This is a genomic window from Rheinheimera nanhaiensis E407-8 (assembly GCF_000296695.1).
Taxonomy (GTDB): Bacteria; Pseudomonadota; Gammaproteobacteria; order Enterobacterales; family Alteromonadaceae; genus Alishewanella; species Alishewanella nanhaiensis.
This window is the reverse complement of record NZ_BAFK01000007.1, coordinates 51,555-70,484: the sequence shown is the minus strand read 5'-3', so window position 1 is coordinate 70,484 and position 18,930 is coordinate 51,555. Positions and strand designations below refer to the sequence as shown.

General features: G+C 51.2%; 16 protein-coding genes. 11 read left to right on the top strand and 5 right to left on the bottom strand.

All coding sequences use genetic code 11. The features are described from left to right. The first annotated feature begins 30 nt into the window (after window positions 1-30). Together RNAN_RS07495 and purF are read left to right on the top strand one after the other, a co-directional pair. The gene (locus RNAN_RS07495) at window positions 31-519 is read left to right on the top strand and encodes a CvpA family protein (protein ID WP_008220386.1); all 489 of its coding nucleotides are present in this window, start codon (window positions 31-33) and stop codon (window positions 517-519) included. 21 nt (window positions 520-540) lie between these two features. Continuing rightward, window positions 541-2,052 carry an amidophosphoribosyltransferase gene (purF, locus tag RNAN_RS07490; protein ID WP_008220385.1) on the top strand — a complete coding sequence of 504 codons (1,512 nt, stop codon included), beginning with the start codon at window positions 541-543 and terminating at the stop codon, window positions 2,050-2,052. Window positions 2,053-2,125: 73 nt separating this feature from the next. On the opposite strand, the gene RNAN_RS07485 is transcribed toward purF, so the two are convergent. Then, window positions 2,126-2,725, bottom strand: coding sequence for a Yip1 family protein (locus RNAN_RS07485; protein ID WP_008220384.1), 600 nt, complete (start codon window positions 2,723-2,725; stop codon window positions 2,126-2,128). 195 nt (window positions 2,726-2,920) lie between these two features. On the opposite strand from RNAN_RS07485, the gene miaE reads away from it, so the two are divergent. Further along, the gene (gene miaE / locus RNAN_RS07480; RefSeq protein WP_008220383.1) at window positions 2,921-3,685 is read left to right on the top strand and encodes a tRNA isopentenyl-2-thiomethyl-A-37 hydroxylase MiaE; all 765 of its coding nucleotides are present in this window, start codon (window positions 2,921-2,923) and stop codon (window positions 3,683-3,685) included. A 14-nt stretch (window positions 3,686-3,699) separates the two neighbouring features. Here the strand turns inward: miaE and RNAN_RS07475 are convergent, their stop codons facing one another. Then, complete coding sequence (locus RNAN_RS07475; protein WP_008220382.1) at window positions 3,700-4,635, bottom strand: GGDEF domain-containing protein; 936 nt, start codon at window positions 4,633-4,635, stop codon at window positions 3,700-3,702. A gap of 83 nt (window positions 4,636-4,718) precedes the next feature. On the opposite strand from RNAN_RS07475, the gene RNAN_RS07470 reads away from it, so the two are divergent. Further along, window positions 4,719-6,428 (top strand): esterase/lipase family protein, encoded by a 1,710-nt coding sequence (locus RNAN_RS07470; protein ID WP_008220381.1) that lies wholly within the window; start codon window positions 4,719-4,721, stop codon window positions 6,426-6,428. 309 nt (window positions 6,429-6,737) lie between these two features. Further along, window positions 6,738-9,212 (top strand): TonB-dependent receptor, encoded by a 2,475-nt coding sequence (locus RNAN_RS07465; RefSeq protein WP_040551861.1) that lies wholly within the window; start codon window positions 6,738-6,740, stop codon window positions 9,210-9,212. Window positions 9,213-9,296: 84 nt separating this feature from the next. Here the strand turns inward: RNAN_RS07465 and RNAN_RS07460 are convergent, their stop codons facing one another. Further along, entirely contained in the window at window positions 9,297-10,298 is a 1,002-nt protein-coding gene (locus RNAN_RS07460) for a LacI family DNA-binding transcriptional regulator (protein ID WP_008220378.1), read from the bottom strand. A 131-nt stretch (window positions 10,299-10,429) separates the two neighbouring features. Between RNAN_RS07460 and RNAN_RS07455 the strand changes: the two genes are divergently transcribed. The 6 genes from RNAN_RS07455 (at window position 10,430) to RNAN_RS07430 (ending at window position 17,576) form a co-directional block, all read left to right on the top strand. Continuing rightward, on the top strand, window positions 10,430-10,942 hold the full coding sequence (locus RNAN_RS07455; protein WP_008220375.1) for a gluconokinase: 513 nt from the start codon (window positions 10,430-10,432) through the stop codon (window positions 10,940-10,942). A gap of 76 nt (window positions 10,943-11,018) precedes the next feature. After that, entirely contained in the window at window positions 11,019-12,407 is a 1,389-nt protein-coding gene (locus tag RNAN_RS07450; protein WP_008220373.1) for an MFS transporter, read from the top strand. A gap of 27 nt (window positions 12,408-12,434) precedes the next feature. Further along, entirely contained in the window at window positions 12,435-14,888 is a 2,454-nt protein-coding gene (locus tag RNAN_RS07445) for a GH36-type glycosyl hydrolase domain-containing protein (protein ID WP_008220372.1), read from the top strand. Next, window positions 14,845-15,855, top strand: a complete 1,011-nt coding sequence (locus RNAN_RS07440; protein ID WP_008220368.1) for a Gfo/Idh/MocA family protein — start codon at window positions 14,845-14,847, stop codon at window positions 15,853-15,855. The genes RNAN_RS07445 and RNAN_RS07440 overlap by 44 nt, the downstream gene beginning before the upstream one ends. 102 nt (window positions 15,856-15,957) lie before the next feature. After that, a complete protein-coding gene (locus RNAN_RS07435) occupies window positions 15,958-16,866 on the top strand; it encodes a LysR family transcriptional regulator (protein WP_008220367.1) in 909 nt (302 codons plus the stop codon). Window positions 16,867-17,000: 134 nt separating this feature from the next. After that, the gene (locus RNAN_RS07430; protein ID WP_008220365.1) at window positions 17,001-17,576 is read left to right on the top strand and encodes an acyloxyacyl hydrolase; all 576 of its coding nucleotides are present in this window, start codon (window positions 17,001-17,003) and stop codon (window positions 17,574-17,576) included. On the opposite strand, the gene RNAN_RS07425 is transcribed toward RNAN_RS07430, so the two are convergent. Then, complete coding sequence (locus RNAN_RS07425; protein ID WP_008220364.1) at window positions 17,573-18,322, bottom strand: UDP-2,3-diacylglucosamine diphosphatase; 750 nt, start codon at window positions 18,320-18,322, stop codon at window positions 17,573-17,575. The genes RNAN_RS07430 and RNAN_RS07425 overlap by 4 nt on opposite strands. 8 nt (window positions 18,323-18,330) lie before the next feature. Beyond that, window positions 18,331-18,825 (bottom strand): peptidylprolyl isomerase, encoded by a 495-nt coding sequence (locus RNAN_RS07420; protein ID WP_008220361.1) that lies wholly within the window; start codon window positions 18,823-18,825, stop codon window positions 18,331-18,333. Window positions 18,826-18,930 lie beyond the last annotated feature (105 nt).

Sequence of the window (18,930 nt, the reverse complement as noted above, 5' to 3'; positions counted from 1 at the left end):
GCGCCGTCATCAAACAACCTTTGGTAGCAAATGGTCTGGGTTGATTTTGCCATTCTGGCAATCATAGCGTTATCGGCTGTTATCAGCCTGATCCGCGGCTTTGTCAAAGAAGCCATTTCGCTGGCGGTGTGGATCCTGGCATTCTTTATTGCCAGCACTTACTATCCGCATCTGGCGGGCTTCTTTACCACTATGCAGGACGACACCCTGCGCAGTGCTTCTGCCATCGCTATTCTGTTTATCTTAAGCCTGATCTTAGGCGCGCTGATTAATTATGTTATTGGCAAACTGGTGCAATCTACCGGCTTGTCGGGAACGGATCGCTTACTTGGCCTTATTTTTGGTGCGCTACGCGGCGTGCTGGTTGTCAGTGCCATACTGTTTTTTATGGACGCCTTTACCCCGGCAGCGAACGCCAGCTGGTGGCAAAGCTCAGTACTTATCCCCGAATTTGGTTTTATTATCGAATGGTTCTTCGACTATCTGCAGAACCATTCCAGTTTTATGCAAAAGCCCTAACGCTGGCGAGGAAGAAAATCCATGTGTGGTATTGTTGGAATTGTTGGGAAATATCCGGTTAATCAGGCACTGTATGATGGCTTAACGGTGCTACAGCATCGTGGCCAGGACGCCGCCGGTATTGTGACCGTAGATAACAACACCTTGCGTCTGCGTAAAGCGAACGGCCTGGTTAAAGACGTGTTTGAAGTGCGCCATATGCAGCGTCTGGCCGGTAATATGGGTATTGGCCATGTGCGTTACCCAACCGCGGGCTCATCCAGTACCGCCGAAGCGCAACCGTTTTATGTCAACAGCCCGTTCGGTATAGCGCTGGCACACAACGGCAACCTAACCAATTCGCATATTTTAAAAGAAGAAATCTTCCGCATTGCCCGCCGGCATGTAAACACCACCTCAGATTCGGAGGTGTTGTTAAACGTACTGGCGCATGAGCTGCACAATACCGGGGTGATGGAGTTGCAAGCTGAGCATATTTTCCGTGCTGTGGCCAATGTGCATCGTAAGGTGAAAGGGGGCTATGCCGTTGTTGCCCTGATCATCGGCCATGGTCTGCTGGCGTTTCGTGATCCTAACGGTATTCGCCCCTTAGTGATGGGCAAGCGCGAAACTGAGCGCGGCACGGAATATATGGTGGCCTCTGAGAGCGTCGCTTTAGACGCAGATGGTTTTACTGTGCTGCGTGATGTATCTCCGGGTGAAGCGGTCTATATTACCGAGCAGGGCGAGCTGCACAGCTTTCAGTGTGCTGAGAATCCAAGCTACACACCTTGTATCTTTGAATATGTCTATTTTGCCCGGCCAGACTCGACCATCGACAACATTTCGGTGTATGCCTCACGCGTCGCCATGGGCACTATGCTGGGACAAAAAATCAAGCGCGAATGGGGCCATTTAGATATTGATGTGGTTATTCCTATTCCGGAAACCAGTAACGATGCCGCGCTGCAAATTGCGACTGTGTTGGGCTTGCCTTACCGTCAGGGCTATGTGAAAAACCGCTACATCGGCCGCACCTTTATTATGCCAGGCCAGGAGGCGCGGAAAAAATCAGTTAAACGTAAGCTCAATGCCATCAAACAAGAGTTTAAAGACAAAAACGTGCTGTTAGTCGATGACTCTATAGTGCGCGGTACTACCTCAAAGCAAATTATTGATATGGCCCGCGAAGCCGGTGCTAAGAAGGTGTATTTTGCCTCGGCCGCACCAGAAATCCGCTTCCCCAACGTGTATGGTATTGATATGCCCTCAGCAAATGAGCTGATTGCGCACGGCCATGACGTTGATAGCATTTGCGATACCATAGGCGCTGATGGCCTGATCTTTCAATCATTGCCCGATTTAATTGCCGCGGTGCGCTCAGAAAACCCGGAAATTAAGCGGTTTGAAACCTCGGTATTTGACGGTAATTATGTCACCAATGACATCGATCAGGATTACTTAAACCGCTTGGATCAGCAGCGCAGTGATGATGCCAAAGCCAAAGCGGTGGCAGCTATGGCGACTAACCTGGAAACCTATAACGAAGGTTAACAACGTTATGTCTTAACGCATAAAACAAAGGGAGCCTGGGCTCCCTTTGTTGTTTTTTAGCAGTTAGCAGGCGTTAATGGGTAAAGGTGGGGCCAAAGCCCGAGCTCCATAAAATGGCGGTAGCCGTTAAAATGCACACCAGCAACACCAGGCCGCAGGTCACCACAGAGCTGGCATAAATGAAACCACGCTCTTCAGGGATGTGCATCAGGATAGGCACGCCGACATAGAGTAAATATACCGAGTAGGCGAGGCCAACTAAGCCTACTGTCATGACCACCCAAAGCTCAGGATATAAACCGGCAAAACCCACCATAAACAGCGGGGTAGAGGTGTAAGCTGCCAGCTCTAAGGTTTGGGTGTAGGTAGGTTCAGCGCCAAAGGTATGTGCCATCCAATGTGCCAGTAGCGCTAAGGCAAATACGCCGCCGATTAATGCGATGTACATAGCAATAGATAGCATTAGCGCGCTGTCGTGGGTGAGCATAATGCGATCGCCAACCCCTATGCTCCAGCCAATGTGTACTGCAGAGTAATAAGCACATACTGAAGGTATCAGTGCTACCAGCAGTATATGAATTAAGCTGTAACGAAAACTTTCATGTCTTGCATCTATCGTATGCCATTCTTCTTTCGGATGAGCATACAGTCCCCATAAGTGATTCAATATCATAATTATTATCCTTGTCACTACTATGAACTACCGGGTTATAGCGTTATAACCGTTACATCAGTTATGGCCAATAGAATGCACTTCGTCAAGCTGGCTGAATAAAATTTGAACATGGCTGATTACACAGGCCAATACATGCGCGCTGCAGCACAATTGGTTATAATGGCCGCCTTATTAGCGTGTTGAAGCCCAGCGATGTTAAAAGCCGAAATAAGTCAGTTAATTCAACCAGTAAAGCAATTTTTAGCCTGCGAGACACCTGTGTCATGGCTGACCAAAGCCGCACAGCCAGACAGTTTGCCGGTGCTGCTGCTGGATCACTTAATTTGTGAGTTAAAAGCAGCGCAAAGTGCCATGTATCTGATTAGGCGTTATGCGGTAGATGAGCAAAGTGGTGAGGCCTTGCTGCAATGGTTAAAACCCTATGAAGACTTTACCTACCGCGAGCAGGGCGACTGGCAGGCATTAGCCGGGCTGAGCCTGAAAAAATCGATTCTGCCCAAAGCCGCTGATACCTATACGCAGGATCTTATCGATAAAATGGTGCTGCTTATCAAAGAAGAGCTGCACCACTTCTACCAGGTATTAGAGGTGATGCAGGCCAACGGTATTCGCTATCAGAAAATTACCTCCAGCCGTTATGCTAAGGGGCTGCTGCGCCATGTGCGGACCTATGAGCCAGCGGCGATGGTCGACAAACTGATTTGCGGTGCTTTTATTGAAGCCCGCTCTTGCGAGCGTTTTGCTGGCCTGGCGCCACTGTTGCCGCCAGCCATCGGTGAATTTTATATCTCGTTGCTGCGCTCTGAAGCACGTCATTATCAGGATTATTTAACTTTGGCCACGCAGGTGGCCGGCGAAGATTTAAGCGGCCGTATCGCATTCTTTGCTGCCATTGAAGCTGAGCTGATAACCAGCACCGATACCGACTTTAAGTTTCATAGCGGCGCACCGCTGTAAGCTAATGTACGTCGTCACAGGATAACGCAATATTCTGCCACGACTACGCGGTTACGGCCGCTATGTTTTGCCTGATAAAGCGCGGCATCAGCATCGGCGTAAAGCTGCTCAAAGCTGGTTTTATCCCTTGCCAGAGCTATACCTACCGATATAGTGATACCAAGTGTATTGCCTTCGATATAGAGTGTCTCTTCTGCAACCTGCTGACGCAGCCGTTCAGCAACCTCTAACGCAGTCGCCCGGGTTGTTTCAGACAGAAAAATGCCAAATTCTTCACCGCCGATACGGCCAAAAATATCATATTCACGCAAGGTGCTTTTAACTAACCGGGCGATCTGTCGTAACACTTCATCACCCGCCTGGTGACCATAGGTATCGTTAATACTTTTAAAATGATCGATATCCAGCAGAAAAAAAGCCATACCACAATGCAGACGACTGCAGCGGGTAATTTCAGCCTGTACCGACGCAACAAAGCTACGTCTGTTAGCAATTTGGGTTAACTCATCAGTCAGGGCAAGGTCGGCGAGCTTTCTGCTGTGCTCGTTTAAGTGCTGTTCAACAATTTTTTGCTTGGTAATGTCTTTAGTTTGCAGCAACATTTCGCCATCTGGCAGGGTTTGCTCAGAGAATAAAAACCAGCGGCCGTCGACTAAATCGACTTCAAACAGGCGAAAATCGCGCGAGCGCCGCAGTTGCTGCACCCGGCTAAGCCAGCTGTCGATATTATCGGCATCAATACGCGGGCCTTTTCGCGTGCGAAAAGCCGTGCGCATAATGTCGGCAAAGCGTTTGCCAATCAGTTCAGCTTCAGGGTGGTAAAACACTTCCAAAAAGGCTTTATTGGCACAAAGCAGAATATCGTCAGCAGAAAAAATGGCATAGCCATCGCGGCTGGCATCGGCAAACTCGGCCAGTTTATCGGCATGATGTTTAAATGAGTTTTCCATACTGAAAAAACCTGACACATAACAATGCTATAGTAATACAGCATAGCGGAAGTTCGGCCTGTATTTAAATCTCAGAGGCAATAATGTTACAGCGTTACCTTACAGCGCCACTGTTAATTCTGCTGCTGGTTATCGCACTGCAGGGCTGCAGCCAGGGCAAATATATCTATTGGAAACAGCCGGCACAGCTACCGGAAGAGGCCGTAACCGGTTTTTTGGCCTATCAGTATATTGGCTTAAATCAGGTTGCGGATGAAGCGGTGGCCGATTACTGCCTGCAGCTTACGGCGCAGCGCTCGTCCGGGTATCAGCTGTTTTTGTTGCAGCTAAGCTGTGCCGAGCGTTGGCTGGCGTTGCCACTAACCGGCGAGCAGCGTCAGCAGGCGATAGGCTACTACAACCGGGCTTTAATGCCGCTGGTCAGAGCTGCCATTTCCGGGCAGGATACCAGGCCGCTGAATTTACAGCTTGAGCTACAGGTCGACAGCGATGAAAGCGGCCTGGCGTTTGAGCAGTTTTTTCTGGCTGCCGATCTACAAACCTATGACCCTTTTATGTTGCGCCAACAGGATAATGGCTTAGGCATTGCTGTGATAGGGCAGCGTGAAAACACCGGCGCTGAACTGGACCGCTATTTTCCACCTGAGGGTATTTTCCGGCCAGTTACGGTGATGCCGGTTAAGCTGGATTACAGTAATCCGCTGCTGCCGGTGCTGACATTACGCGGCGTTTATATGCAACAGCCGCAACAGTGGCCTGTTGCCCGGCAGCATTATGCGCTGAACTACGATCCGGCATCGGCGTATTTATGTTTAGTTGAAGTGGCAGTGGCTGATCAGTTGGAAAAAACCGGCCTGTTTAATGCTGACAGAGTAGAAGACAAGCTGGGGATCTATGCAATAGAGCCGCTAAGCGAAGATAAAATTCCGATACTGATGATCCATGGCTTAAATTCCAGCCCGTTGATATGGCGCCGCTTAAGCTGGGCGATATTTTCTAACCCGCAGTTGTCGGCCCGCTATCAGGTATGGCATGCGTTTTACCCCTCCGGCCCACCACCATTTTTTAATGCGATGCGGTTAAGAAAGCGCACCGATGAGCTGCTGCATCGCCTCTCGCCGGATGCTCAGGCAATAGCGGCTAATAATATGGTACTGGTAGGCCATAGTATGGGCGGTATTATCAGTAAAACCTTTGTGCAAAACAGCGGTATGGCGTTGTGGGATACCACGTTTTACCGGTCGCCCGCTGAATTGCCGGTCGATGACGACACCCGGCGCACCTTAGAGGACATTTTTATTTTTGCGGCTAAGCCTTATGTAAAAAGCGTGGTGTTTATTGATACGCCGCATCGTGGTGCTGCTACCGCCGATGGCTGGATTGGCCGGCTGGCATCAATGATGATTACGCTGCCGCAAACCATGAAAAGCGTGTTTAACCAGATGTGGCTGGCACTGACTAAAGAAGATATTAAGCCCGCTATGCGCAGCTATATGCGTGGCTTTGGCCCAAACAGTGTGGATGTGTTATCGCCAAAGCACCCGTTAGTGCAACAGCTGAGTCAGCTACCGCTGCAGGCGCCGGTATATTCAATTATCGGCAACGATGACCCCAAGCGCTGCAAAGCGTTCGCTTTGTGCCCTGGGTTAAACGACAGTGTGGTGCCCTACAAAAGTGCACATTTAAACGCTGCGGCAGCTGAAATCGTTGTACCCTCAGAGCATAACTCTTACCAGTCTCCACAAGCTATTGAATTTATTTTAAATATACTCACCTCTGCACCTTCGCAATAACAACAGTCGCCAATCTTGTTAGCACCGCAATAGGACAACTGTTGGTGCAAGCGCGGTTTTTTCCTTGACAAGGTAGCTGCTTTAGCACTACTTTAAGCCGCATTATCAATTAATGGTTGCGCAAACATTTTGCTTTTGTCGCTAGTTAGAATCAGATATTGCAGTATATAAGCTGTATTTAAATAGCATTTAGCAGCATGCTTAAGCGTTGATTATGGTAGCGCAAACAAATTTGTTGATAACAATAACCGGGCCTGGTGTTATGCACCTGAGCTGCGGAGATAATCAGAGAACAGGGGAGCAAAGACTATGTTGATTCAGCCGGGTAGCAAATTAAAACAAAGTTATATTCTTATTTCTGCAGCCATGTTGTGTGGTGCCAGTATTAATGTGTCAGCGCAAAGCACTAGTGAACAAACTACAGCCTCACAAAGCAGCGAGTCGCGGGCGATAGAGGTTATTCAGGTAACGGCCACTAAGCGGGTGACTACCATTCGGGAAACCCCGCTGGCGGTAACGGCATTTGATCAAAATGCGCTGGACGATAACCATGTCATGCAGTTAGACGATTTACAAGGTGCCGTGCCCAGTTTGCATATTGCGCAAAACGGCACCCAGAATACGCCAATGGTGTATTTGCGTGGTATCGGCTCGTCGGATCAAACCGAAAGCGGTGACCCGGCAGTAGCCTTTCACGTAGACGGCGTTTATTCCGCCCGCTCGCAGGGCGCATCAGCACTGATGTTTGATTTAGAAGGCGCAGAAATTCTGCGTGGCCCTCAGGGTACCTTGTTTGGCCGCAACGCCACCGGCGGCGTAGTTAACCTGCACACTGCCAAGCCGAAGCTGGATTACTTTGAAGCCAATGCCGAATTTACTCTGGGTAATTACGATCGGCGTGCCACCCGTGCCATGGTTAACTTACCGCTGACAGATACGCTGGCTATTCGTGTGGCCGCGGCGGTGGATAAATCGGACGGTGTGGTGGATATGGCACCCGGCTCTGCGATGGGCAGAAAATATGGCTCTACCGATTTAGCCGCCGCGCGTTTTAGTGCCTTGTGGCAGCCAAATGACAATTTTGATTGGTTCCTGTCATATGAAAATTTCACCGATCAGGGCACCGGCCATATTCCTACTGTAACCGGTGGTTCAGATCGCGAGGCTTATATTCAGGAGCCGGGCTTTAATGATTTTGTTATCGACAGCCTGCGTACCCGGCTAAATTACAATTTCGACAGTGGCATTACGCTGTCGTATATCGGCGGTTATACCGACTCTTCCCGCGAGTCAGTGTGGGAGCGTAGCTGGAGCCCGGACAAATATGAGTGGGGCGGTTGTGTGGAATGTACTCATGAAGCTACCCAGCATGAACTGCAAATTAAAAACGAAGACAGCGCCCGTTTACAATGGATGGTGGGTTATTTTTACTTTAAGGAAAATAACGCCACCATTTTTGATATAGTGCACCCGGATGTGGATTACGAAGGTGGCAGTACGCCGAACCCGAATTTATGGTCTACCTATCGCCAGCCGGACCGCGGCTTAAAATCAAACAGTATTTATGCGCAAAGCACCTACAAGGTGACCGATGTATTTCGCGTCAGCCTCGGCCTGCGTTACACCGAAGATGAGCGTTGGGATATCGGCGGCCGTAATATTATGTGCCCGGATGTAAAACGCACAGAAAACCTGCCGCTAAACAGCGATTATGTTGGCCTGCTGGACCCGGACAATCTGCTCAATGGCCTGGCACCAAATAAATTTCTGGTACAGCCCGGCCAATGTTGGGTTGATACCTACAACGATACCAGCCCAAGCTGGGATAAAACCACAGGTATGGCAAGGTTAGAGTGGGATTTCTCGCCTACAGTGATGCTGTACGGCTCTTATGCTACCGGCTTTAAATCCGGCACTATTCAGGACGGCGGCCGTTACACCGGCACAGGTCCGTTCACCCAGGCAGATTTAGACGCCATTATCGCCGCTAATAACAATGAAGCGGCCGGCACCCACGCTTATGTAGCGCCGGAAGAAAATACCAGCATTGAGCTGGGCTTAAAGGGCGCTTTCCTGGATAACACGCTGCAGCTGTTTGCCGCGTTATTTACTACCGAATATACCGACTTACAGGTAACCAGTAATGTGACGACCGAAACCGGTGCTGACTTACTGCGTAAAACCAATGCCGGTAAAGCCACGATTAATGGTTTGGAACTGGAAGCCAAATGGCTGGTGGGCGCTAATGGTGAGTTAAACGGCACTATGGCGTACCTGGATGCGAAGTACGATGAGTTCCTGACGACCGACTCCAGCTACGGCGCGGATGGCATCGCCTTTAACCCGTCAGCTGGTAACCCGAACCTGCCTAATCTGCTGGATTTCAGTGGTAACCATTTAGTGCAGGCGCCGGAATTCAGTATGTCGCTAAGCTACGAGCACTTCTTTGAGCTAAGCAATGGCGCCACTGTGCGGCCGCGTATACGTGGTAGCTATTCGTCAGAGATCTGGTTTGACCCGGCTAACCGCGGCGATCGGCCGGAAGGTTTCCGTAACCTGCCTTATGCTGCAGATATCGACCGTCAGGATGCGTATACCAAGTTTGACGCCAGCCTGGTTTATCAGCCATCTGCCGGTAGCTGGAGCCTGGAAGCTTTCGTCAATAACCTGACTGACAAAGCGATAAAAAGCGATCAGGGCCGCTGGAACAGCAACCCGGTACCTAACTATATGTGGCAATCGCCGCGTACCTTTGGTGTGCGGGTAAAAGTAAGCTTTGACTAACTGAGCCGGAATAGCTAAACCGGAATATATTAGTAAAATTAGCCATAAAAAAGCCGCTGACACCAGCGGCTTTTTCTTAAAAGCTCAGGTTGAGCTGCGCACCCTGATGCTGTAACCGACATCCACCGGTGCTACCGCATGGCGGCCCTTACCGGCGGCACTAAACAGCATTTCTACTGCCTGGCGGCCCATCTCCACCCGTGGTGATGCCACCGAGGTAATGGCCGGCTCTACTAATGCTGAGGCCTCTAAATCATTAAAGCCACAAATGGCGATATCTTTGGGCACGCTTAAATTCATCCGTTTGCTTTCAAACAGGGCGCCCAGTGCCAGGTCATCATTACAGCAAAATACCGCATCGCACTGATTGTTGGACTCGGCAATCACGGCCTGTAATAACTGGCCGCCCAGTTTAATTGACGACGGCTGTACTGTGGTTTGAATAAAACTACGACACGGCTCTGGCCAGTCAGCTATCGCTTGTTTAAAGCCCGCCAGCCGCTGCTGGGTGCGCGGGTCCATGCGGGCGCCGACAAAGGCCGGTGCGCGATAGCCTTGCTGCAGCAAATGCTTAGTCATATCGTAACCGGCCTGATAATGCGAAAAGCCAATGTTCATATCTATTGGCTGGTTGGTCAGCTCCATGATCTGTACCACCGGTATATCGGCCTGCAACAATAGCTTACGGGCGTAGTCGGTTTGCGCGGTGCCGGTAACAATAAAACCTTCCGGCGACTGGCTGAGCAGGGTAGCGATCAGTTGCTCTTCTATCAGCGGTGAGTAATGGCAGTCGCCGAGTAATACCTGCAAATTCTTTGCTTTAACCGCCTGATAAATACCCTGCAGTACATCGTTAAATACAATATTGGATAGCGACGGAATAATTACCGCCAGCACGCCGGACTTTTTTGACGCCAGCGCACTGGCAGCATGGTTACGGATGTAGCCGATATCATGAATGGCTTTTTCTACTTTATTGCGTAATTTGTCAGATACCTTGGTTGGATCTGTCAGTACCCGCGATACCGTGATGGCGCTTACACCGGCAACCTTGGCAACGTCTTTTAAATTTGGCTTTTTGCTCATAAGCTTAGCTCTGCAATCTTTTTCATGACAATACTGTATTGCTGGTTGTTAGTCAAAATGGTTGCGCAATCATTGGTGCTGGTTTAAGCTTTAAGGCAACAAGCAGCACTAACAGGAAACAGTAGCTTATTATGCGCGCTACCGTAAGCAGAACTATCGTGATTATGGGCGTAGCCGGCAGCGGCAAGTCGACCGTCGGCCAGTTACTGGCGCAGCAGCTGGGCTGGCGCTTTATTGAAGGCGACGACTACCACAGCCCCGAGGCCAAACAGATGATGGCCAGTGGCATACCGCTGGCCGAGCATCTGCGCGAAAGCTGGGTGCAGGCACTTTGCCGTGAGCTTAGCGCCTGTAAAGCGGCAAAGCAGCCTTGTGTGTTAAGTTACTCCGGCTTAATTGCCCGGCACCGCCAGCAGATTCGCAGCAGCGCAGATAACGCCCATTTCTTTTATCTGCAGGGTGATGCCGCTTTGCTGGCACAGCGCCTGGCACAGCGGCAAAACCATTTTATGCCGCCGGCTATGTTGCAAAGCCAGTTACTGACAATGCAAAGTTGCGACAACGAAAATGATATAAGCATACTGGATATCACGCAGCCGGCCGCAAAGCTGGTGCAGCAGATAACACAGTTTTTAGCAGCCTGAAGCGACACCTGATTGCGCTATCATATTCAGCCGCAGAGCTGATGCGATAACAATTCATAATAACGGATAACAGGGTATGACAGTTACAGCAAGGCAACACCTGACACAACACAGTGCAGCCCCGGTGCGGCTGCGCGAAAAAATCGGTTACGGCCTCGGTGATATGGGGTTTAACTTTTACTGGGCCAATATTTCAGCCTTTTTGCTGATTTACTATACCGACGTCTTTGGTATCTCCGCCGCGGCGGCCGGCACCATGATGCTGGTCACCAAAATAGTTGATGCTTTTACCGATCCGTTAATGGGCGCCATTGCTGACCGTACCCGCAGCCGCTTTGGTAAGTTCCGGCCCTATTTGTTATGGCTGGCGCTGCCGCTGGCCGCGGCCGGCGTGCTGACTTACAGCACGCCGGATTTAGGCGAAACCGGCAAACTGGTGTGGGCTTACGGCAGCTATACCTTGTTAATGCTGGTGTACACCGCCATTAATATTCCGTACTCGGCGCTGTCCGGCGTCATCACCAGCGACAGCCAGCAGCGCACTACGTTGGTCAGTTTTCGTTTTATCGGCGGCTTTAGCGGCGGCATCCTGGTCACTTATTTAACACCCAAGTTAGTGCCGCTGTTGGGGCAGGGCGATGACGTACTGGGCTGGCAGCTAACCATGCTGGTATTTGGTATTGCTGCCGCCTTAATGTTTTTAACCACATTTTTGACCACTAAAGAGCGCATCGCGCCGCTGAGCCTGCAACCGAATGCGGTGCGACAGGATTTAATCGACTTAAAAAACAATAAACCCTGGTTGGTGTTATTTGCACTGGCGCTGATCATTATGGTCACCATTACCATGCGCGCCGGCAGCGGCGTGTACTATTTTAAATACTATGTCGAGCGGCCGGATTTAGTCGGCGAGTTTTTATCTTCCTATATGCTGGCATTGGCGCTGGGGGCTGCCGCTACCCCGCTGATGACGCGCTTTATCGATAAAAAACGCCTGATGGTATTACTGATGTCCTTAGCAGGGATGCTTTCCATCAGTTTGTATTTTGTACCGGCCGATGCGGTAGGCGTTATTTTTGCACTGAATCTGGCCATCGGTTTTGTGTTGGGGCCCAAGTCACCGCTGGCGTTTTCGATGTATGCCGATACGGCCGATTACAACGAATGGCGCACCGGGCGCCGTGCTACCGCCATGACTTTTGCTGCTGCCACCTTTTCGCAAAAACTCGGTGGCGCTATCGCATCAGCGTTAATTGGCTGGTTGCTGGCGGCTATTGGTTATGTTGCCAACGAGCAGCAAAGCACAGGCTCGCAAACCGGCATAGTGCTGCTGATCTCGGTGATCCCGGGGGTTATAGCGCTGCTGGCGGCCTTTGTTATGCGCTACTACAGCCTGGACAACCGGCAGCTGGCAAAAATTCAGTTTGATCTGCAACAGCGCAAGGCAGCAGCCGCCCCGCTATAAGTTAATTTTATCCGGAGTAGTATTTTGATGGCAGCCACAGGCATGCAACCTGGTGACAATAACCAGCGTTATGACTTATTCAGCCCGACCACCATGCCGCTGGCAGCGGCGTTTTTATGGAACAAGCAGTTAATGGTGCAACTAAACTGCCGTGGTTATGCCACCGCGCAGTTTATGCAACCGGAGCCGGCCAAATACGCCCATGCGCCAAACCTTGAAGCAAAAACCTTTATGCAGCCGGAGCAGCCGTACTATGCGCATCATCCGGGCCGCTTTGTCTATATTAAAGATGAGCAAAGCGCTGAGCTGTTCTCGGTACCCTACGAGCCGGTGCGCAGCCAAGCCGACAGCTTTGTGTTTTCGGCCGGTAAAAGCGATATTCGCTGGCAGCTGCAGCAGCAGGGTTTGCAACTGGAGTGGCAGCTGTGCTTAAGCCCGGATCAGCCGCATGAGCTGTGGCAGCTTAGCGTGACTAACCTTAGCGCAACACCGCGGCAGCTGAGTATCTACCCGTATTTCCCGGTTGGTTATATATCGTGGATGAACCAGTCGGCAAGGTTTGAGCCGGCGCTAAATGCGATAGTCTGTTCCTCGGTTACACCCTATCAAAAATATCCCGATTACTTTAAAAACAAGCTGTTAAAAGATAAAACCTTTTTACTGGCCGAGCAGGTGCCTACCAGTTGGCAATGCGCGCAGCAAGCCTTTGAAGGCGAGGGTGGCCTGCATGCCCCTGATGCTTTGCAGCAAACCGTGCTTGATGGTGGCGATGCCTTATATGAAACCCCGGCTTGTGTGATGCAATACCGGCTGCAACTGGCAGGCGGTGCGCAGCAGCTTTATCGTTTTGTATTCGGCCCGGCGCTGGATGAAAGCGAGATTGCCGCTGCCCGGCAGCGTTATTTTTTAACGCCGGATGGCTTTAGCAAGGCGCAGCAGCAGTACAGCGATTATATTGCCCAAGGCCAGGGTTGTTTACAGATAGAAACGCCGGATGGCGCGCTGGATAACTTTGTTAACCATTGGCTGGCGCGCCAGGTGTATTACCACGGCGATGTCAACCGGCTCACCACAGATCCGCAAACGCGTAATTATCTGCAGGATAATATGGGCATGAGCTATGTGCGGCCAGAAGCGTTTCGCACGGCCTTGTTAACCGCGCTGGCGCAGCAGCACAGCAGCGGCGAAATGCCGGACGGTATTTTGCTGCACCCCGACGCCGAGCTGAAATATATTAACCAGGTGCCACATACCGACCAATGTGTCTGGCTGCCGGTGTGTTTAACGGCGTACCTGGCCGAAACCAACGACTACGCCTTATTGCAGCAAACTATCGCCTTTGGCGACAGCGCTGAGCAAGCCACGGTATTTGAGCATATTTGCCGCGCCATGAGCTGGCTGCTGCATAAACGTGATGCGCGCGGCCTGAGCTTTATTGAGCAGGGCGACTGGTGCGATCCGATGAATATGGTCGGCTACAAAGGCCGCGGGGTATCGGGCTGGTTATCGCTGGCGGCGGCGTATGCGCTTAACTGCTGGGCCGATACTTGTCAGCAACTGGGTGAGCAAAGCCTTGCTGAGCAATACCGCGCGGATGCCGACAGTTTTAATCAGGCGGTTAACCGGTATCTGTGGGACGGCAAATGGTATGGCCGCGGCATTACCGATGACAATGTGGTATTTGGCGTCAGTAAAGACACTGAAGGCCGGATTTACCTGAACCCGCAAAGCTGGGCCATGCTAAGCGGTGCTGCTAACAAAGAGCAGCAGCAACTGATGCTGGCCGAAATCGAGGCGCAACTTGCCACACCTTACGGCGTGCAAATGCTGGCGCCGGCCTATACCGCCATGCGTGACGATGTCGGCCGGGTCACGCAAAAACACCCGGGTTCGGCCGAAAATGGCTCGGTATATAACCATGCGGCGGCATTTTACCTGTATGCGTTGTACCAGATTAACCAGCCGGACAAAGCCTTTGCGGTGCTGCGGCAGATGCTGCCCGGCAGCACTGAGCAAGACTGCCTGCAGCGCGGCCAGTTACCGGTGTTTATTCCGAATTACTATCGCGGTGCTTACCGGCAGTTTCCGCGCACGGCCGGGCGCTCCAGCCAGTTATTTAATACCGGTACCGTGCACTGGGTGTATCGCTCGTTAATTGAAGGGCTGTTTGGCGTAAAAGGCTGTGCAGAGGGCTTATTGCTGCAACCACAACTGCCGGGTAATTGGCCGCAGGTTAAGCTTAAGCGGCAATTCCGTGGCGCAGCGTTTAGCATAGTGATGCGCCGGCAAAGCGGCATTAAAGTAGCGCAGCTCAGCGTCGATGGCCATTTGCTGCCAGAGCCGCTTATTCGCGACATTGTCGCCGGCCGGCATTATCAGGTTGAGCTGTTGCTGCCTGTTGCCTCTGGCGTTGAAAAAAACAGGATAAGGAAGCGCGATGATCCGCATTGGCTTATTAGGCGCTGCCCGTATCAGCGATAAAGCAATATTTCAGCCGCTGAAGCAATTGGACGGCTTTGTGCTGCAAGCCGTAGCCGCTTCAGCAGCGGAGCGGGCGCGGCAGTATGCCGGCGCGCATGGTATCTTGCATGTCGCCGACAGTTATCAGGCCTTGCTGGAACGGGATGATATTGATCTTATTTACAATGCGCTGCCGCCGTCTGAACATGCGCACTGGACTATACAGGCGCTTGAGCACGGCAAGCATGTTTTATGTGAAAAGCCCTTTGCTATGGATGAAGCCGAAGCTAAAGCCATGGTGCAGGCGGCAAAAGCTTCCGGCCAACTATTGCTGGAGGCCTTTCATTACCGCTTTCATCCGTTGTTTGTGGAGGTGATGCGGCTGGTGCAGGCCGGTACTATCGGCACTATCAGCCATTTGCGGGCGAATTTTTCAGTGCGGGTCCCGTATTTTGCCGGCTCGCTGCGCCATGAAGCGGCATTAGGTGGCGGTGCCATGATGGATTTAGGCTGTTATCCGCTGCATTGGGTGCGTACTGTTATCGGCAGCGAACCTTGGGTATTAAACGCTAACTGTATTACTGCCGGTGCAACCACTGGCGGCGGGCAGATTGATCTCACCATGCAGGCACAGCTGCAATTTGCTAATGGCGTTATTGCTGATATCGGCAGCAGCATGGCAGAGCATTTAAGCCGTATGCCCGATACCAGCCTGGTGTTGGAAGGCAGCCTGGGCAGCATTGAAGTGACCGGGCTGATTACGCCGCAGCTGGCCAACAGTATTAAAGTGATTAGCGCCGGCTCAGAGCGGCAATACAGCGTGCCCGGCCACAGCACTTATTATTATCAGTTGCAGCATGTACAGGAGTGCCTGCAAGGCCGCGAAGCAGCACTAACCGGCGGCAGCGATGCGGTGAATAATATGCGCCTGCTGGACCAGATCTATCAGCACGCCGGGCTGCTTAGTCGTGGTCGCTGCCGCCGTTAGCCGTGGCCAGTGCCGCAGCGAATAAAAGCACGGCATCAGCATTGCAGCGCTGTTGGTTGTTGCCTATTATGCCGCTTACACTCGCATTTGGGGTATAGCGGCATGGACCATCTGTTAGCCATTAAAGTGTTTTGTCGTGTGGTAGAGGCCGGCACCTTTAGCCGCGCTGCAGATTTACTCGATATGCCTAAATCTACCGTAACCAAGCTGGTGCAGGAGCTGGAAGCACACTTACGGCTGAAATTACTACACCGCACCACACGACGCGTTACCGTGACAATGGAAGGCGCAGCCTATTACGAGCGCACTACTAAGTTACTGCATGAACTGGACGATATCGAAAGCAATATCAGCAATGAGCAAAGCACACCGCGCGGCCGGTTAAAAGTGGATATGGCGTCGGCGATTGCCAATTTTATCCTGTTACCGGCGTTACCGTCTTTTATGCAGCAATATCCGCAAATTCAGCTGGAGTTGGGTGTTAGTGATACCAATATTGATTTGCTGACCGACAATGTCGATTGCGTGATCCGCGGTGGTGAGCTAAACGACACATCACTGATTGCTAAACGGATAGCAGAGCTTGCTTTTGTCACCTGCGCGGCGCCGGCTTACCTTAAACAGCATGGCATAGCGCAAACGCCGGACGAGTTAAGCAGCAAACACCGCATTATTTATTACCGCTCAAGAAAAACCAACCGCGTCATGCCACTGCGATTTAGCAACCGGCAACAATCAATGGAAATTCAGCAGCAAGGCAGCCCGCTATCGGTAAATGACAGCACCGCGCAGTTAACGGCTACCTTAAGTGGCCTGGGCGTTAGCCAACTACCGTTGTTTATGGCGCAGCCCTATCTTGATAGTGGTGAGTTGCAATTGCTGCTGCCGGACTGGCAGCGCGCCGCCTTTCCGCTGTATCTGATTTATCCGCCTGGTCGCCATCTGAGTGGCCGTTTAAGCGCCTTTATCAACTGGGTTATGGCGGTATTTCAGCCGTACCGGCCATATTAAAGCTGCCTTACATAAAAACGTAATAGTTTATGCCAAAACATTATTCACCACTGTGAATAATGTTGTCGTGATTTGCGACTTTATCTGATTTGTACCGATCGGTATATTTCTCACCATTGAAAGCCGGCTCCGCTGTGGAGCAAGTAAAATGGGGTGAAGATATGCAACGCTGGGTAATAGCTTTTGTATTGCTGGCAGGAATAATAGCGCAAGCGCAGGCGGATATGCGCACAGAGCAAATTTCACAGCTTTCCGTGGAGTATTTAAAAGGCGAAGGCAGGGTAAATGGCGTGCGTTTGGCTTACCGGCCGCTGGAGTTTCACTTTACTACCTTGCCACTGCTGGGCGATGCCAATATGTATCTGGAAGCCAGCACTAACTTTTGGCAGTACGGCCAGCCGTCGCAGTATCAAACCAACGTCGCGCTGGCACTGTCGCCGGTGCTGAAAAAGCAGTTTGCCAACTGGTATGGCAAGCCGGTGTTCTGGGAGTTTGGTATTGGTGTCAGCATGCTGACCAAGCGCGAGTTTGCCGGTAAAGATTTAGGCTCACATTTTCAGTTTGAAGACCGGCTGGGCTTGCTGATAGAGCTGGATGGGCAAAACAAGAAAATGCTGGCTGTTCGCTACATGCATTACTCTAATGCCGGCTTATCCAGCCGCAACCCGGGTATGGATTTTCTCAATATTGCCTATTCCTGGCGGTTTTAATCCGCCAGGCGGGCAAAATGTAACTGCCAGTTATCAGCACTGACGCGTAAGTAGCTGCTTTGGCTGTACCAGTCACCCAGCACATAACGCTGTGCTGCCTGACCATTTACCGTTAACTCATGTACTGCCGGCCTGTGCGTGTGGCCATGTATCAGCTTTAGCACGCCGGCTTGCGCCATTACGCGCGGCACCTCTTCGGGCGTAACATCCATAATATGCGGCTGGGCTTGCGTCATATACTGCTGCTTATGCCGGGCGCTTTTATTGCGCGCTTTACGCGCTAAACGCTGACGATACCATAGCGGCAGGCGCAGCATCAGCCATTGCCACCAGGGCTGGTTCCACCACTTGCGAAATTTCTGGTAGGCAATATCCAGGGTACACAGGCTGTCGCCATGCATAATTAAGGTGGCGGTGCCGTACAAATCAACTACCTTGGCTGGCGGCAGCAGTGTCATGCCGCAGCGCTTGGCATAGGCCTGACGTAAAAAGAAGTCACGGTTGCCGTGAATAAAATACAGCGCAACACCGCTGTCACTGAGCTGCTTTAGTGCAGTAGCGACCTGCTGCAGTAACGGCTCGGGGTTATCATCGCCAATCCAGACTTCAAATAAATCGCCGAGTATATACAGCGCCTCAGCCTCATTAGCGGTGTGCCGGATAAAGTGCAAAAAAGCGCTGGTGATATCAGGCCGATCGGCAGATAAATGCAGATCGGCGATAAACAGGGTATGAGCTTGGGTCATTAACAGGCTTAAGCGTGCAGCTCAGCTTTTTCAATGATCACCGGTTTCACCGGTACATCGCTGTGGCCACCGCTGCGGCCGGTAGCGACTTTTTTAATTTCGTCGACCACATCCATACCTTCAACCACTTCGCCAAATACACAATAGCCCCAGCCAGAGCCGGTTTCAGAGCTGAAGTTTAAAAAGTCGTTGTCAGCCACGTTGATAAAAAACTGGCAGGTAGCAGAATGCGGGTCATTAGTGCGCGCCATGGCGATGGTGCCTTTTTTATTTGGCACTTTGTTATTCGCTTCGTTTTTAATCGGCGCTTTGGTGTCTTTTTGCTGCATATCCGGCGTAAAGCCACCGCCCTGGATCATAAAGCCGTTAATCACCCGGTGAAAAATGGTGTTATCAAAAAAGCCGTCTTTTACATAGCTAATGAAGTTTTCTACTGTGGCCGGGGCTTTGTCGGCAAACAGGTTTAATTTAATTACGCCGTAGTTAGTGTGTAAACTAATCATCATCAGGTGTCCTCTGTTAAAGTGGCGCTATTCTAACGTAGTCAGGCCAAATCATAAAGCAAGGATAGCCGCTTTGATCAGCCGGTGATACACTAACGCGCTTGT

What these genes read in the sequence shown, in the direction of transcription:
- RNAN_RS07470 (WP_008220381.1), top strand. Translation starts at nt 4,719, where the DNA reads ATGTTACAGCGTTACCTTACAGCGCCACTGTTAATTCTGCTGCTGGTT.
- miaE (WP_008220383.1), top strand. Translation starts at nt 2,921, where the DNA reads ATGTTAAAAGCCGAAATAAGTCAGTTAATTCAACCAGTAAAGCAATTT.
- RNAN_RS07420 (WP_008220361.1), bottom strand. Translation starts at nt 18,825, where the DNA reads ATGATTAGTTTACACACTAACTACGGCGTAATTAAATTAAACCTGTTT.
- purF (WP_008220385.1), top strand. Translation starts at nt 541, where the DNA reads ATGTGTGGTATTGTTGGAATTGTTGGGAAATATCCGGTTAATCAGGCA.
- RNAN_RS07485 (WP_008220384.1), bottom strand. Translation starts at nt 2,725, where the DNA reads ATGATATTGAATCACTTATGGGGACTGTATGCTCATCCGAAAGAAGAA.
- RNAN_RS07440 (WP_008220368.1), top strand. Translation starts at nt 14,845, where the DNA reads ATGATCCGCATTGGCTTATTAGGCGCTGCCCGTATCAGCGATAAAGCA.
- RNAN_RS07445 (WP_008220372.1), top strand. Translation starts at nt 12,435, where the DNA reads ATGGCAGCCACAGGCATGCAACCTGGTGACAATAACCAGCGTTATGAC.
- RNAN_RS07425 (WP_008220364.1), bottom strand. Translation starts at nt 18,322, where the DNA reads ATGACCCAAGCTCATACCCTGTTTATCGCCGATCTGCATTTATCTGCC.
- RNAN_RS07465 (WP_040551861.1), top strand. Translation starts at nt 6,738, where the DNA reads ATGTTGATTCAGCCGGGTAGCAAATTAAAACAAAGTTATATTCTTATT.
- RNAN_RS07450 (WP_008220373.1), top strand. Translation starts at nt 11,019, where the DNA reads ATGACAGTTACAGCAAGGCAACACCTGACACAACACAGTGCAGCCCCG.
- RNAN_RS07495 (WP_008220386.1), top strand. Translation starts at nt 31, where the DNA reads ATGGTCTGGGTTGATTTTGCCATTCTGGCAATCATAGCGTTATCGGCT.
- RNAN_RS07455 (WP_008220375.1), top strand. Translation starts at nt 10,430, where the DNA reads ATGCGCGCTACCGTAAGCAGAACTATCGTGATTATGGGCGTAGCCGGC.
- RNAN_RS07435 (WP_008220367.1), top strand. Translation starts at nt 15,958, where the DNA reads ATGGACCATCTGTTAGCCATTAAAGTGTTTTGTCGTGTGGTAGAGGCC.
- RNAN_RS07460 (WP_008220378.1), bottom strand. Translation starts at nt 10,298, where the DNA reads ATGAGCAAAAAGCCAAATTTAAAAGACGTTGCCAAGGTTGCCGGTGTA.
- RNAN_RS07475 (WP_008220382.1), bottom strand. Translation starts at nt 4,635, where the DNA reads ATGGAAAACTCATTTAAACATCATGCCGATAAACTGGCCGAGTTTGCC.